Source organism: Enterococcus sp. 3G1_DIV0629 (assembly GCF_002141285.1).
In the GTDB taxonomy this organism is placed as follows: Bacteria; Bacillota; Bacilli; order Lactobacillales; family Enterococcaceae; genus Enterococcus_B; species Enterococcus_B lactis.
The window spans coordinates 645,213-659,491 of sequence record NZ_NGLI01000002.1; the positions used below are offsets into that span (position 1 = coordinate 645,213).

The following is a 14,279-nucleotide window of genomic DNA, read 5'->3' on the forward strand; positions in this document are numbered from 1 at the left end:
AAAGTAAGCAGCTGATCATTACAAGAGAGATACCGGGTGGTGCAAGGTATCAATGAATGGTTGCCGAAATGCCTCTGGGAGTGGTCTTGGCGAAAACACAGAAAACAGGAAAAACTGTTTTACAGGAAACGAAGTAGCCAAGAACGTATAACAGGCGTTAGCTGTCAGAGATAATCGTTGATTATGAAGAAAAGTGGAACCACGCGGAAAGCGTCTTTTGATAAGGAAACTTATTTAAAAGGCGCTTCTTTTCTTTATAAGAAGCTGTTTTCCTACATAAAATACTTACGAAAGGAGTGGAAAGTCATGAGTTGGTTTGCCCGAGCGATTGATGCAGCAAAGAGAAACGATCCGGCTGCACGTTCGACAGCGGAGATCGTTTTGACCTATCCTGGTTTTCATGCTTTGTTTTGGCATCGTTTCTCTCATTTTTTATATCAGCATCGCCTCTTTTTATTGGCGAAGATCAATGCTCAATTTTGGCGATTCCTGACAGGTGTTGAAATCCATCCAGGAGCAACGATTGGAACAGGTGTGTTCATCGACCATGGAATGGGGATCGTCATTGGCGAAACTGCAGAAATCGAGGATGATGTGATTTTGTTCCATGGCGTAACATTAGGCGGTACGGGAAAAGAAACAGGTAAAAGACACCCAACGGTCAAACAAGGAGCCATGCTCTCTGCGAATGCGCAGATATTAGGACCGGTAACGATCGGAAAAAACGCAAAAATCGGTGCAGGTGCCGTTGTGTTGAAAGATGTTCCAGACGACGCTACAGCAGTAGGAGTACCAGCAAAAGTCGTTCGAATCAAAGGAGAAAAAGTGAGGAGATCAGAATGATAAAAATCTACAATACATTGACCAGAAAAAAAGAAGAATTCATCCCTATACAAAAGGGACATGTCGGTATGTATGTCTGCGGACCGACTGTGTATAATTATATCCATATCGGAAATGCTCGTAGCACCATTGCTTTCGATACGATTCGACGCTATTTTGAATATCGAGGCTATAAAGTCGATTTCGTATCGAATTTCACGGATGTAGACGATAAAATCATCCGTACAGCAAACGAATTAGGCATCACAGCACCAGAAGTCGCTGATCGTTTCATCCGAGCATTTGAAGAAGATACGAAAGCGTTGAATGTCGAGCCTGCTACACTGCATCCAAGAGTCATGGACCATATGCCAGATATTTTAGCATTTATTCAAGTGTTGGTTGAAAAAGGCTATGCTTATGAATCTTCAGGTGATGTGTATTACCGTACCCGTAAATTTGAAAAATATGGGAAATTAAGTGACCAATCCATCGATGAATTGGAAGTCGGCGCAAGTCAGCGTACAGGGGAAGAACAGCAGCAAAAAGAAGACCCATTAGATTTTGCTTTATGGAAACAAGCAAAACCTGGCGAGATTTCTTGGGATTCACCATGGGGCAAAGGACGTCCCGGTTGGCATATCGAATGTTCCGTCATGGCAACAAAACATTTAGGCGAAACGATCGATATCCATGGTGGTGGGCAAGATTTGGAATTTCCTCATCACGAAAATGAAATCGCACAAAGTGAAGCGAAAACAGGGAAAAAATTCGCTAATTACTGGATGCACAATGGCTATGTAACGATTGGCGAAGACGATGAAAAAATGAGTAAATCTCTAGGGAATTTCATCACTGTACATGAAATGATCCAAAACGTTGATCCACAAGTCTTGCGTTTCTTCATGGCGACCACACAATACCGTCGTCCGATCCGTTACAGTGAAACGACGATGAAAGAAGCAGCCACCAATTTACAACGACTGAAGAATACGTTTGACAATTTGAAATTCCGCCAAGAAACTGCCTCAGAGAATTTGGCAGATGATGCAGATAAAATCACTTTGTTAGAAAATTTGGAACAGCGATTCATCGAAGAAATGGATGATGATTTTAATGCAGCAAATGGGATCACAGTGGTCTATGAGCTTGCTAAATGGCTGAACACTTATCTAGACCAGCTGGAAGTTTCTGCCGCTGTCTTGGCACAGGGAGAAGCTTTATTCTCGCAATGGCTTTCGATCTTCGGTATTTTATTTACAGCAGAAGAATTATTGGATGAAGAGATTGAACAATTGATCGAAGAACGAAATCAAGCAAGAAGCAATCGTGATTTTGCCCGAAGCGACGAAATCCGTGATTTGTTGAAAGAAAAAGGGATCTTATTAGAAGATACACCCCAAGGAACCCGATGGAGAAGAGAAGCATGAGAGATTACACACAATTGAACGGTTTAGCCTTGGCTTACGTGGGAGATGCGATTTACGAAATCTATGTTCGTGACCACCTGATCGATCAAGGAGAAACAAAACCCAATAAGCTGCATCGTGCGGCAACGAATTATGTTTCTGCGAATGCACAAGCTTTTTTGATTCAGCAAATGTTGGAGGAACATCTTTTGACAGAAGAAGAAGAGCTTTATTATCGCAGAGGAAGAAATGCCAAAAGCCATACGAGTGCAAAAAATGCTGATGTTACGACTTACCGGGTCGCAACAGGGTTCGAAGCACTAATGGGCTATCTGCATTTGACAAAACAAACCGAGCGGATGGAAGAATTGATCCGCTGGTGTATTCAGAAAGTTGGTGAAAAAAATGAGTAAAGAAAGAACAAACAAACATCAATCGAAACGTGGTTTTGAAGACAAAAAACAAAATAGATATCCAAATAAAAAGCAAACTGGACGAAATCAGTCTGTTTCTGATCAAAACGAAGAAGCATTAGAAGATAATTTCGTCTTTGGACACCATGCCGCTGTAGAAGCGCTACAACAAGGGCGAGGGAATAAACTCTTTCTTCAAGAAGATTCACGAGGAGAAAAAGTAGAAGAACTGAAAGAAATCGCACGTGAGCAAGCTGTACCGGTCAAATGGGTCCCTAAACAAAAATTAGAAACTTTGAGCGATCATGGCGTGCATCAAGGAGTCGTTCTTGCGATTACACCTTATGAATATTTATCCCTTGACCAACTGATTGAACGAGCAAAAGAGAAAAAAGAAGACCCCTTCTTTTTGATTTTGGATAGCATCGAAGATCCACACAATTTTGGGTCGATTTTACGGACAGCAGACGCAAGTGGCGTCGATGGTGTGATCATACCAAAACACCGAGCAGTTGGAATCACGCCTATCGTAACAAAGACTTCCACTGGTGCAGTAGAATATGTGCCTGTTGCACGTGTGACGAATTTGGTACAAGCTGTGCAACAGCTCAAAGAGACAGGATTTTGGGTATTTGGCACAGATATGACCGGCACAAACTTTCAAAAATGGAATGCCAAAGGATCCATTGCTTTAGTCATTGGTAATGAAGGCAAAGGAATGAGTCCAGGATTGAAAAAAGAAATGGATGAATTACTGACGATTCCAATGACTGGGCACGTCCAAAGTTTAAATGCCAGTGTTGCCGCTGGATTGCTGATGTATCAAGCTTTTTCCCAACGTCAGGGGGAGTAGGTCATGAAAAAACAGCTGTTGATTGTAGATGGCTACAACATGATCGGTTCGTGGCCGGAACTGGTCCAGCTTAAAAAGCAGGACAAAATGGCAGATGCAAGAGAAGCTCTTTTGCATCGTTTATCAAATTATGCGAAATATGAAGGACTGGAAGTCATCGTTGTTTTCGATGCTCAATTAGTACCGGGCATCCAGCAAAATTATAGGAAATATCAATTGGATGTTGTTTTTACGAAAGAAGATGAAACGGCTGACAGTTATATCGAGAGAATCGCTGGGCAGCTGAATGATCGTTTGACGCAAGTAACAGTGGCGACAAGCGATCTAGCAGAACAGTGGATGATTTTTTCTCAGGGGGCGTTGCGAACTTCTGCTTATGAATTATATAAAACGATTAAAAAAACGGAAAAAACAATAGCCCAAGAAAATAAAGATATGCATTTTGTTGATTTCCGACGTAATTCTCCGTGGAATGAAGAGCAGTTAAAAAAATTGTCCCAAAAATTGGACGATTTAATGAGAAAAAATAAATAACATATCGTTCTAATCAGTTCGATGAATCATTGATGATAAGATTCCTCCATAAACGAATTTATGGAGGAATTATTTTATGTCTGAGGAGTTATTGCGCGCTGCACGTAATGGTGACGAAGAAGCATTTGCTGCCCTGTATCAAAAATATTTTCCACTCTTACTACGTTTGAAAAACACCTATTATTTAAGAAATTATGTTACTGAGGATTGGGAACAAGAAGCGAGGATCGCTTTATATCAGGCATTGAGAACTTACGAAAAAAGCAAAGGAGTTAGCTTTGGAAGTTATTATAAAAGTATCATAAGCAATCAAATTTATTCTTTATTGAGAAAACAGAACGCGCTGAAGCGCCGTGACCAAAAAGACGAAGTCTCGATCGACCAAAAAATAGAGACAGAAGGACCAGATTTTTTAGCAGAGATCACCTTGCAGGAACCTTTAGCGATTCAGCATCTTTTATTAAAAGAAGCAATCGAAAATTGCGAGATCCGATTTTCAAAAAAAGAAGCACAAATTTTTCATTATTACATGCAAGGGGTTGATTTTGCGGAGATGGCTGAATGTTTGTCAATGGATCACAAGCAAGTGATGAGTGCATATGGAAGGGTAAAACTCAAAATAAAAAAACACTTGAAATTTTATAATGAGGAATAATTTAGAAAAATCTTAATGAGCTTCTTATTTATTTTTATTGCATTTCTTTTTTTTTTATGGTAAACTTGAAAATTTTAAAAATATGTGGTATAGTTGGTAGTAGAGGTGAACTGTATGCCAACAACTTTAGCTTCAATCAAGAAAGATTTAGAAGGTCGTATCGGCAGCCCAATCATGTTGGTTGCTCAGACAGGAAGAAAGCGTCAAACAGAACGCCGCGGCGTTTTAACAGAAACCTATCCTTCAGTATTCGTTGTTGACTTGGATCCTGAAGAAAATTCTTTTGAACGAGTATCTTACAGCTATTCAGATGTACTTACTCGGACAGTTGAGATCGAATTTTTAACTGAAGCAGTTTAAAAAGCAAACGAGCCTGAGATTCGTAAGGTTCGTTTGCTTTTTTGTGTATGAATCGGTATGCTAATAATAAAAAAGTAGGAGGCGTTTACTTAGTGGAATATCAGGTAAAGAAATTTGAAGAATTGTCGACAGCAGAGTTTTATGCAATCGTCAAAGAACGGATTGCAGTCTTTGTTGTGGAACAGCAGTGTCCTTATCAAGAAGTTGATGACATCGATGGACAAGCTTGGCATACGTATTTCCAAGATACTGATGGGAAGATCCTTGCCTACACGCGGGTATATGAAGAAGCAGAGAGCATCCATTTTGGTCGTGTTCTTGTTCATCAGAATAACCGTAAAGACGGCTTAGGAAGAAAGATTGTCCAAGAAACGATCAACATGATCCAGAAAAAATTTCCAGAAAAACCAATTGTGATCGGTGCACAAGAATATCTACAGGCCTTTTATGAGTCGTTTGGATTCAAGGCAATCACAGATGTGTATTTGGAAGATGATATTCCGCATATCGACATGAAAAAAGAACAGGTAACAAGTTAAGAATCTGAAAAAAGAAAGCCGACACTGAAAATCGGCTTTCTTTTTTTAGATTCTTCATTATTTAGAAGTATCTGAAAGATTTGTTTGCTCTACCGGATGCGTATTGTCTTCTGCCACTTGTTTGGCAAGAAGATCGCGTATGTCACTAAGATAATCTTCTGCGGTAGGTGTTTCTTCCACTTCTTCTTCTGCTTCTTTGGCGCGTAAATTCTTCGCACGGTTTGCCGCTTTGACAACTAAGAATAAGACAAAACCAGTAATCAGGAATGTAATGATAGCACTAATAACGTTACCAAACGCAAATGTGACACCTTTTGTCGGCGACCAGTCAAGAATTGAAAGTGCTCCTTCTAAATCAGAAGTTCCTGTGATCATAGCGACAATCCAACCAATTAGCGGAGTGATTAATCCTTGCACCACTTGGTTTACGATACTTGTAAACGCACTCCCGATAACAACACCGACAGCAAGATCCAAGACATCTCCACGCATGATGAACTCTCTGAATTCTTTGATCATGAATGACCCTCCCTTCTTTTGTATGTCTTTAGTATATCGAAAAATAAAAAATAAAAAAACGATATACGCTTTTAGCTGTCTGTCCCTTTTGATAAAAAACTTCTATGCTATACTATAAAGTGTAACATCATTTAGAAAAATCGGCGAATTGCCTGAACTTATATATTCAAGCAGATGCATAAGTAAAAAAGCCGATTGTCCTACTAAAAGAGTAAGGGGCAATCATCTATGAAAAGGAGCATATAAATATGGTGTATCAATTGGCAGAAGGCGTGAATCTTCATGTCTTACCAACAAAACAATACAAAACGATTCGGATTTTTATCCGTTTTACTGCACGTCTGCAACAAGAAGTCATTACAAAACGTTCACTACTCAGCAGTATGCTGGAAACAAATAGTTTGAATTATCCGGATCAGACAAAGTTAAGTGCGAAACTTGCTGAGCTTTATGGTGCAAGCTTCGGACTATCAGTAAGAAAAAAAGGGAACTTGCATTGGCTAAACGCAGGAATCAGCTTTGTGAACGGCGAATATGTCAATGATCCGAACCTTTTCTCTCAAGCGGTGGATTTTTTTAAAGAGGTTTTATTTTATCCAAATATCAAAAATCAACAGTTTGATCAGTTGACGTTTGACTTGGAAAAGAACAATCTGCGTCTCTATTTGGAAAGTTTGAAGGAAGATAAACAAACTTTTGCTTCCTATGCACTGCAAGAACTTTATTTTGAAAACAGCCCGGAACAAAAAATCCCAAGTTTAGGCGTAGTGGAAGAACTAGACAAGATCACTGCTCGTTCGCTAGCGGCTTACTATCAAGAAATGATGGCAAACGATCAAATTGACATTTTTGTTGTCGGCGATGTTGATCCGGACAAAGCAGCCGAAGCTGTTGGGCAATTACCATTTGAGCCGCGTGAAACAGCACATCCAGAATTGTTTTATACTCAGCCTCAAGTGAATATCGTCAAGGAACGGCAAGTCCGTGAGCCAATCGTTCAAGCAAAGCTGAATCTAGCTTATCAGACAAATGTATATTATGATGAGCCAGAACGTTTTGCGCTAATGGTCTTCAACGGTTTATTTGGCGGGTTTCCTCACTCCAAACTGTTCATGAATGTGAGAGAGAAAGAAAGTCTAGCTTATTATGCCTCTAGCAGTGTGGATACATTCCGAGGGTTCATGAGTGTCCAGACCGGTATCGATGAAAAAAACCGAAATCAAGTACTTCGCCTGATTCACGAGCAATTAGAAAGCTTGCGAAACGGTGAAATAACAGATTTGGAACTAGCTCAGACAAAAGCGATGCTAAGAAACCAATACCTGCTTTCTCTAGACTCTCCGCAAGCGGCAATCGAAGCTTCTTTTTTGGACAGTTGGCTGCCGGAAACAAAATTATCTGATGAAGAATGGTTGAAACGTATGGAGAGTGTAACGATCAAAGAGATACAACAAGTAGCTGAGCAAATCGAATTGCAAGCAATCTTCTTTTTAGCAGGAGGAAATGCAAATGAATAAAACAGAATATGAGCAAATCAATGAAACGCTTTATCATGAAGTACTGCCAAACGGTTTGACCGTGTATTTGTTACCTAAAAACGACTATCACAAGACATATGGTTTGTTCAGTACGAATTATGGTTCGATCGATAACGAATTTATTCCCTATGGTGAAAAAGAAAAAGTGAAAGTCCCAGATGGCATCGCTCATTTCTTAGAACACAAGCTGTTTGAAAAAGAAGACGGTGATGTCTTTCAATTATTTGGACAGCAAGGTGCTTCCGCTAATGCTTTCACGAGTTTCACGAAAACTAGTTACCTGTTCTCTACGACTGATCAGGTAGAAAAGAATCTGACGACCCTGATTGACTTCGTACAAGCACCTTACTTTACAGAAGAAACTGTAAACAAGGAAAAAGGAATCATCGGTCAGGAAATCCAAATGTATGAAGACGACCCTAACTGGCGGATGTTTTTTGGTATACTAAATAACTTGTATCCTACACACCCGTTGCATATCGATATTGCGGGCACGGTTGAAAGTATCGACAAAATTACAGCTCAAGACTTGTATACGTGCTATCAGACGTTTTATCAGCCAAGCAATATGGTTTTATTTGTAGTTGGTAAGATGGAGCCTGAGAAATTGATGAAACTTATTCGGGAAAACCAAGAAGCAAAAAATTTCCCGCCAAAGCAAGAAATTGTACGTTATTTCCCAGAAAACACAAAAGAAATCATCAAACAAAGTGCATTAGAAGCAGCCATTACACGAGATAAATTTGTACTTGGTATTAAAGGATTAGATACATTGCCGCAAGAAGGAACAGAACTACTACGTTATAAAACAGCTATCAATCTGTTGTTCCAAATGATTTTAGGTAATACTTCTCGAAACTATCTAGCTATGTACAACCAAGGAATTATCGATGACAGCTTTGGTTTTGAATTCAGCTTGGATCGTGAATTTCACTTTGCGGACTTCAGCGGAGATACGGATGAACCAGAGAAAGCAGCAGAAAAAGTCAAAGAAATCATTCTTGGATTCGCTGATGATCCTGAAGTGTCAGAAATGAATCTCGATTTGCTGAAGAAGAAAATGCTTGGACAATATTTCCAATCATTGAATTCAATCGAATATATTGCTAATCAATTTACGCAAAGTTTATTTGGTGATCGAACATTATTTGATCTTCCTGAAATCATCGATTCGATCCAAATGAAAGACGTACTGGCAGCTGGAGAAGCATTTATAAGTGAAGAGGCCTTCAGTGAGTTTTATATGAGACCAAAATAAACCAGTATTTTATGGAGAAAAGTCTTAAATTTCGTTTTAGACTTGTAGCAGGAACCTCCTCCAAAACCAGCTTTTGTGGTATTCTTAGATGTGTTGGAAATATTAATGAGAAAATAAAACAAATCATGCTCTCTTTTAATCAACTTATATTAAAATAAAATCAAAAGAAGTAATCAAAGAGGTTGTGACAGAAGTGGTCAGCTTCAAGAAATAAGAAGGAATTTACGAAAATTGCTTCTCAAATTTTTGTGATATTTCGGCTTATTGCCGAAGAAGCTACTTCTGGAACACCGTGTACCAAGAGGTTGTGAAAAAGCTGTTATGCATCAAGTAATAAGAACAGCCAAATAAAAATAGCTCCTCCTATTTTTCGTTTGGTTGGGCTTATTACCGCAGATGCAAGCTTTTGAACACCGTTTAAGGAAGAGGTTGTGAAATCAGCGTTCTGATCTGAGTATTAGAGAAACAAACGGAAAAATAGTTCCTCATATTTTGCCGTTTGTTGAGCTAATGCCGAGGGTCAGCTGATTGAACACCGTTTAAGAAAGAGGTCGTGAGCCTGCCGTTCAGCTCCGAGTCACAAGGAACAAGTTCACAAAACAGCTGCTCATGTTTTATGGATATTGTGGCTTGTGACCGAGGAGTTGGCAGGAGAACGCCGTTTATACGGAAAAAGGAGCTGTGACACGACTTTTGTCACAGCCCCCAAACATAACGTCTTTCGTTGCAACAGCAGATGCTTCGGAGAATCAAACAGACTGGAGAAGATGAACGAGTGGCTTTTGAAACCATCGGAGAAAAATTACGGCAAGCACGCCTGAATAAAAAGATATCTTTAGATGAATTACAGCAGATTACAAAAATTCAAAAACGTTATTTGGAAGCAATCGACAATGATGATTTTGATCAATTGCCTGGTAAGTTTTACGTACGGGCGTTTATTAGGCAATACGCTGAAGCTGTAGGAGAAGATGGAGACCATTTAGTCGATGTTTTTGATGGAAAAAGCAAATTGACAGGATCGGTCCCTGAACGTCCGCAGCCTGAAACAGTAAGTACTTCCAGAAAAGCAATACATCAAGAAGAATCGCATCCAAGTCGTTTTTGGACAAGTCTTCCTGTCATTTTATTAGGATTGGTCGCTTTGGCGATCGTCGTTGTCGTAGGCTATATGACTTGGCAAGATCGTCAAGCTGATCCAATAATCGGCGATACAGCTTCTTCGCTCAAAGTAGAAGGATCAGTCGAGGAGTCCTCTTCCTCAGAGAAAAGCACGCAGACCCAAGAGTCTTCTACAGTAGAGTCAACAACAGAATCAAGTGAAGAAAAGAAAATGGCAATAGCTGCAGGAGAGGATTCCGGCAGTGCCATCGCAGTAAATATTACAGATGCTACCAAGCCTGTCACTCTTGAGTTTACCGCTGTCAATCGTGTGTGGATCGGTGTGCTAGTAGACAATGCTTATGTTTATCAAGGAACACTGGCAGCAAATGAAACACAAAGAACCGTGTTACCGGAAACAGCGGCCAATGCGACTATTACGATCGGTGCAGCAAGCAATGCGACGATCAAAGCGAATGGAGAATCCGTACCAGTTAATCCAGGGGAAAACAATCAGAGTCCTAAAAATGTGAACCTGACTCTCCAATACGCAGAGTGATCGTACAAATGAGTTTATTCATCTATTTACTTGTAGGCATAAAAAAGAAGGATCGTGACAAATCTGTGTCGCGGTCCTTCTTCGTTATTTCCAAAAGATCAGTTTCAATAAAAATGCTCCGTTGAATAAATTCGTTCGGAAAAGTAAATAATATCGGTGGAAACTTCGCGGATAGTCACGTAGAATAGGGAAGAAAGGAGTCGATAATGTGAATTTACCAAATAAATTAACTGTACTTAGAATTTGTATGATCCCGATTTTCATTTTGGTTGTAGGATTACCGTTAGATTGGGGACAACTTAACGTAGGGGACACCACACTGGCTGTCACACAGCTAGTAGGCGCAGTTATTTTTGCATTAGCCAGCATCACAGACTGGTTAGACGGAAAAATTGCCCGTGCACGAGGTCTTGTCACTAACTTTGGCAAATTTGCGGACCCACTGGCAGATAAAATGCTAGTTATGACCGCTTTTATCATGTTGGTTGACCAAGGAAAGGCCCCAGGTTGGGTAGTCGCGATTATTGTCTGCCGCGAATTAGCCGTCACAGGCTTACGTTTACTACTTGTCGAACATGGAGAAGTCATGGCTGCTGCTTGGCCGGGAAAAGTCAAGACGGCTACACAAATGGTTGCTATTATCTTGCTGTTTATCAATAATATCCCATTCAATCTGATTAGTATTCCAGTAGACCAAATCATGCTTTATGCTTGTCTGATCTTTACTATCTATTCAGGTGCGGATTACTTCATCAAAAATAGCGGCGTGTTCAAAGGATCAATGTAGGTATTGTTTTGTGGATGGTCAGATTCGTCGGTTCTTGATAAAGCGAAAATAATTTGATCATATAATGAAAAAAGAACTGGGGAGAGGCTGGTCCATGGATCAGCCTTGCCCTCTTTTTAAATAAAAAAATATATAAGTACAGCGTATACTATATAAGGGAGCGGGAAGTAATGAAAGCAGAAATAATAGCTGTCGGAACAGAACTTTTACTAGGACAAGTCGTGAATACGAATGCCACTTTCTTGTCAGAACAGCTAGCTGATCTAGGTATCGAAGTTTATTATCAGACAGTCGTAGGAGATAATCAGCAGCGTTTAGAAGAGTTGATTGCTCTAGCTGAAACAAGAAGTAAACTCATACTCTTATGTGGCGGATTAGGACCGACAGAAGATGACCTGACAAAAGAAGCAACTGCGGCTCACCTCGGTAAGTCTCTCATACAAAATACGGAAGGATACAAAAAATTATTGGCATATTTTGAAACAACCCATCGAAAAATGACCAAAAACAATCTGCAACAGTCCCAAATCATCGAAGGCGGGGTTCCTCTACCAAATCGTACAGGGCTTGCTTTAGGGACTTTTTATCAAACAGATACACATGCATATATCCTTCTTCCCGGTCCGCCTAATGAGTTGAAACCAATGTTTGTGGAACAAGTACGTCCTTTACTAGAGGAACGTTTTCCTTCTGAAGAAAAACTGATTTCTAAAGTTTTGCGCTTTTATGGGATTGGTGAATCGCGACTGGTCACTGAACTAAAAGATCTAATCGAGACACAGATCAATCCAACGATCGCTCCTTATGCCAAACCAAATGAAGTGACATTGCGTCTAACAGTGAAAACAAAGGATGTTCAGGCAGGAAATCAAGCTCTTTTAGCATTGGAAGAAAAGATTCAAGAACGAGTAGGAGAATATTTTTATGGATATGGCGATGATAATTCGTTAGCAAAAGTCGTAGTGGAACTGCTGAAAGAAAACAAGCAGACTGTAACAGCGGCGGAAAGCTTGACAGCCGGTGCCTTCCAAGCCGCATTGGGCGATATTGCTGGTGTATCTGAAGTATTTCCAGGCGGCTTCGTTACCTACTCGCTCCAAACAAAAGCTGGTTTTCTGGAGATTGATCCGGAGCTATTAGCAGAATATGGAACAGTCAGCAAAGAATGTGTGGAGCAGATGGCCATTCAAGCACGTGAGATAGCAAGAACAGATTACAGTGTAGCTTTCACCGGAGTGGCTGGACCGGACACGTTAGAAGGTCACCCTGCAGGAACAGTATGGATCGCTATTTCATCTAAAGATGGCGTGGTTTCAGAAAAATATCATTTTGCCAGAGACCGTGCGGCTATCAGATATAATGCGGTTATGCAAGGATTTGATCTTTTGAGAAAACAGCTTTTAAGAAAATGATAAATGCGAATATTTGTTCGGTTTTTTCTTGCTTTTTATTACTAAAAACGATATGATAAGGATAATGAAATGTTGCTCTGATTTGTAAATATAAGGAGGATTATCGTATTGGCAGATGATCGTAAAGCAGCCTTAGATGCTGCACTGAAAAAAATTGAAAAGAGCTATGGTAAAGGCTCTATTATGAAATTGGGCGAAAAAATCGACCAACAAATCTCTACAATTCCAAGTGGCTCTCTTGCGTTAGATGTCGCTTTAGGTGTCGGCGGTTACCCCCGTGGACGTATCATCGAAGTATATGGACCTGAAAGTTCAGGTAAAACAACAGTGGCGCTACACGCTATTGCAGAAGTACAAAAAAATGGCGGAACGGCCGCTTTCATTGATGCTGAGCATGCGTTAGATCCGCAATATGCACAAAAATTAGGCGTGAATATCGATGAACTACTTCTTTCACAGCCTGACACAGGAGAACAAGGTCTGGAGATCGCTGATGCTTTAGTATCAAGTGGGGCTGTGGATATCGTAGTAGTCGATTCAGTTGCTGCTTTAGTTCCACGAGCAGAAATCGACGGCGAAATGGGTGACTCACATGTCGGGTTACAAGCACGTTTGATGTCTCAAGCATTGCGTAAACTCTCTGGTTCGATCAACAAAACAAAAACAATCGCTATTTTCATCAACCAAATCCGTGAAAAAGTAGGCGTGATGTTTGGGAATCCAGAAATCACTCCTGGAGGACGCGCATTGAAATTCTACGCAACGATCCGTTTAGAAGTACGTCGTGCAGAACAATTGAAACAAGGAACAGATATTGTTGGTAACCGTACAAAGATCAAAGTCGTAAAAAACAAAGTAGCACCTCCTTTCAAAATCGCTGAAGTAGATGTCATGTATGGTTTAGGGATCTCACAAGAAGGAGAACTTCTAGACATGGCAGTAGAAAAAGACATCGTTGATAAAAGCGGTGCTTGGTATTCTTATAAAGAAGATCGGATTGGTCAAGGACGGGAAAACGCTAAAATCTATATGGCTAATCATCCTGAAATGATGGCAGAAGTTTCTGCTCTAGTTAGAGCAGCTTATGGCATTGGTGAAGAAGTGGCTGTCCCAGAAGATACAAAAGGCCAAGAAGAATTACCTTTAGAAGAAGAATAATAAACAACATAAATAAAAACGGCTGGTCTGAAGAGTAGATACTCTCCTTGACCTGCCGTTTTTTTATTGAATAAAGAACAAAGAAATCTTGAGTTATTTAATCATACGAGTAGCTACACAAAATAAAAAATATCTATTCGACTACAAAAAGTAATTTAGTGAAAAAGTTTCTCAACTTAAAGGTTTACCTATATGAAACTAGTGTCATTTATTCTAAAAACCACCGTTTAATGAATAAGTAGAAAGCCGTTTCTTTGTTTATTTAAAGTTGACACTACGGGGTACAAACATTAGAATAAAGTTGTGCATGTTTTTTGTACACATATATGCGAAGATGCATATTGACAAGTTTAGAATAATTT

General features: G+C 39.9%; 15 protein-coding genes and 1 other annotated feature (1 of these 16 only partly in view). Of the genes, 14 read left to right on the plus strand and 1 reads right to left on the minus strand.

Annotation, left to right across the window (positions count from 1 at the left end; genetic code table 11):
• Window positions 1-221 (plus strand) — a binding site (T-box leader) (it extends 20 nt beyond the left edge of the window).
• Between the two features lie 85 nt (window positions 222-306).
• From epsC to A5816_RS11925, 8 genes are all read left to right on the plus strand, one after another.
• A complete protein-coding gene (epsC, locus tag A5816_RS11890; protein ID WP_002293094.1) occupies window positions 307-843 on the plus strand; it encodes a serine O-acetyltransferase EpsC in 537 nt (178 codons plus the stop codon).
• On the plus strand, window positions 840-2,252 hold the full coding sequence (gene cysS / locus A5816_RS11895; protein WP_086311411.1) for a cysteine--tRNA ligase: 1,413 nt from the start codon (window positions 840-842) through the stop codon (window positions 2,250-2,252). The genes epsC and cysS overlap by 4 nt, the downstream gene beginning before the upstream one ends.
• Window positions 2,249-2,644 carry a Mini-ribonuclease 3 gene (locus A5816_RS11900; RefSeq protein ID WP_086311412.1) on the plus strand — a complete coding sequence of 132 codons (396 nt, stop codon included), beginning with the start codon at window positions 2,249-2,251 and terminating at the stop codon, window positions 2,642-2,644. The genes cysS and A5816_RS11900 overlap by 4 nt, the downstream gene beginning before the upstream one ends.
• Window positions 2,637-3,497 carry a 23S rRNA (guanosine(2251)-2'-O)-methyltransferase RlmB gene (gene rlmB, locus A5816_RS11905; protein ID WP_086311413.1) on the plus strand — a complete coding sequence of 287 codons (861 nt, stop codon included), beginning with the start codon at window positions 2,637-2,639 and terminating at the stop codon, window positions 3,495-3,497. Before A5816_RS11900 ends, rlmB begins: the two co-directional genes overlap by 8 nt.
• A 3-nt stretch (window positions 3,498-3,500) precedes the next feature.
• Window positions 3,501-4,031 (plus strand): NYN domain-containing protein, encoded by a 531-nt coding sequence (locus tag A5816_RS11910; RefSeq protein ID WP_002293089.1) that lies wholly within the window; start codon window positions 3,501-3,503, stop codon window positions 4,029-4,031.
• A gap of 76 nt (window positions 4,032-4,107) precedes the next feature.
• The gene (locus A5816_RS11915) at window positions 4,108-4,686 is read left to right on the plus strand and encodes a sigma-70 family RNA polymerase sigma factor (RefSeq protein WP_002293088.1); all 579 of its coding nucleotides are present in this window, start codon (window positions 4,108-4,110) and stop codon (window positions 4,684-4,686) included.
• A 114-nt stretch (window positions 4,687-4,800) separates the two neighbouring features.
• Window positions 4,801-5,046: a Veg family protein gene (locus tag A5816_RS11920; RefSeq protein ID WP_002287434.1), complete on the plus strand. Its 246-nt coding sequence runs from the start codon at window positions 4,801-4,803 to the stop codon at window positions 5,044-5,046.
• Between the two features lie 92 nt (window positions 5,047-5,138).
• On the plus strand, window positions 5,139-5,585 hold the full coding sequence (locus tag A5816_RS11925; protein ID WP_086311414.1) for a GNAT family N-acetyltransferase: 447 nt from the start codon (window positions 5,139-5,141) through the stop codon (window positions 5,583-5,585).
• Between the two features lie 57 nt (window positions 5,586-5,642).
• Here A5816_RS11925 and mscL read toward each other — a convergent pair whose 3' ends face one another.
• A complete protein-coding gene (mscL, locus tag A5816_RS11930; RefSeq protein WP_010733126.1) occupies window positions 5,643-6,104 on the minus strand; it encodes a large conductance mechanosensitive channel protein MscL in 462 nt (153 codons plus the stop codon).
• A gap of 248 nt (window positions 6,105-6,352) precedes the next feature.
• On the opposite strand from mscL, the gene yfmF reads away from it, so the two are divergent.
• From yfmF to recA, 6 genes are all read left to right on the plus strand, one after another.
• Window positions 6,353-7,621, plus strand: coding sequence for an EF-P 5-aminopentanol modification-associated protein YfmF (yfmF, locus tag A5816_RS11935; protein ID WP_086311415.1), 1,269 nt, complete (start codon window positions 6,353-6,355; stop codon window positions 7,619-7,621).
• Window positions 7,614-8,900, plus strand: coding sequence for an EF-P 5-aminopentanol modification-associated protein YfmH (yfmH, locus tag A5816_RS11940; protein ID WP_086311416.1), 1,287 nt, complete (start codon window positions 7,614-7,616; stop codon window positions 8,898-8,900). Before yfmF ends, yfmH begins: the two co-directional genes overlap by 8 nt.
• A gap of 736 nt (window positions 8,901-9,636) precedes the next feature.
• On the plus strand, window positions 9,637-10,560 hold the full coding sequence (locus tag A5816_RS11945; protein WP_179189720.1) for a RodZ domain-containing protein: 924 nt from the start codon (window positions 9,637-9,639) through the stop codon (window positions 10,558-10,560).
• 208 nt (window positions 10,561-10,768) lie between these two features.
• Window positions 10,769-11,347 (plus strand): CDP-diacylglycerol--glycerol-3-phosphate 3-phosphatidyltransferase, encoded by a 579-nt coding sequence (gene pgsA / locus A5816_RS11955; protein WP_002310442.1) that lies wholly within the window; start codon window positions 10,769-10,771, stop codon window positions 11,345-11,347.
• 170 nt (window positions 11,348-11,517) lie between these two features.
• On the plus strand, window positions 11,518-12,759 hold the full coding sequence (locus tag A5816_RS11960; protein WP_086311418.1) for a competence/damage-inducible protein A: 1,242 nt from the start codon (window positions 11,518-11,520) through the stop codon (window positions 12,757-12,759).
• Window positions 12,760-12,867: 108 nt separating this feature from the next.
• Entirely contained in the window at window positions 12,868-13,917 is a 1,050-nt protein-coding gene (gene recA / locus A5816_RS11965) for a recombinase RecA (protein ID WP_002293077.1), read from the plus strand.
• Window positions 13,918-14,279: the final 362 nt, after the last annotated feature.

What these genes read in the sequence shown, in the direction of transcription:
- A5816_RS11915 (WP_002293088.1), top strand. Translation starts at nt 4,108, where the DNA reads ATGTCTGAGGAGTTATTGCGCGCTGCACGTAATGGTGACGAAGAAGCA.
- epsC (WP_002293094.1), top strand. Translation starts at nt 307, where the DNA reads ATGAGTTGGTTTGCCCGAGCGATTGATGCAGCAAAGAGAAACGATCCG.
- A5816_RS11945 (WP_179189720.1), top strand. Translation starts at nt 9,637, where the DNA reads ATGCTTCGGAGAATCAAACAGACTGGAGAAGATGAACGAGTGGCTTTT.
- cysS (WP_086311411.1), top strand. Translation starts at nt 840, where the DNA reads ATGATAAAAATCTACAATACATTGACCAGAAAAAAAGAAGAATTCATC.
- yfmH (WP_086311416.1), top strand. Translation starts at nt 7,614, where the DNA reads ATGAATAAAACAGAATATGAGCAAATCAATGAAACGCTTTATCATGAA.
- A5816_RS11910 (WP_002293089.1), top strand. Translation starts at nt 3,501, where the DNA reads ATGAAAAAACAGCTGTTGATTGTAGATGGCTACAACATGATCGGTTCG.
- A5816_RS11960 (WP_086311418.1), top strand. Translation starts at nt 11,518, where the DNA reads ATGAAAGCAGAAATAATAGCTGTCGGAACAGAACTTTTACTAGGACAA.
- rlmB (WP_086311413.1), top strand. Translation starts at nt 2,637, where the DNA reads ATGAGTAAAGAAAGAACAAACAAACATCAATCGAAACGTGGTTTTGAA.
- yfmF (WP_086311415.1), top strand. Translation starts at nt 6,353, where the DNA reads ATGGTGTATCAATTGGCAGAAGGCGTGAATCTTCATGTCTTACCAACA.
- A5816_RS11920 (WP_002287434.1), top strand. Translation starts at nt 4,801, where the DNA reads ATGCCAACAACTTTAGCTTCAATCAAGAAAGATTTAGAAGGTCGTATC.
- mscL (WP_010733126.1), bottom strand. Translation starts at nt 6,104, where the DNA reads ATGATCAAAGAATTCAGAGAGTTCATCATGCGTGGAGATGTCTTGGAT.
- A5816_RS11900 (WP_086311412.1), top strand. Translation starts at nt 2,249, where the DNA reads ATGAGAGATTACACACAATTGAACGGTTTAGCCTTGGCTTACGTGGGA.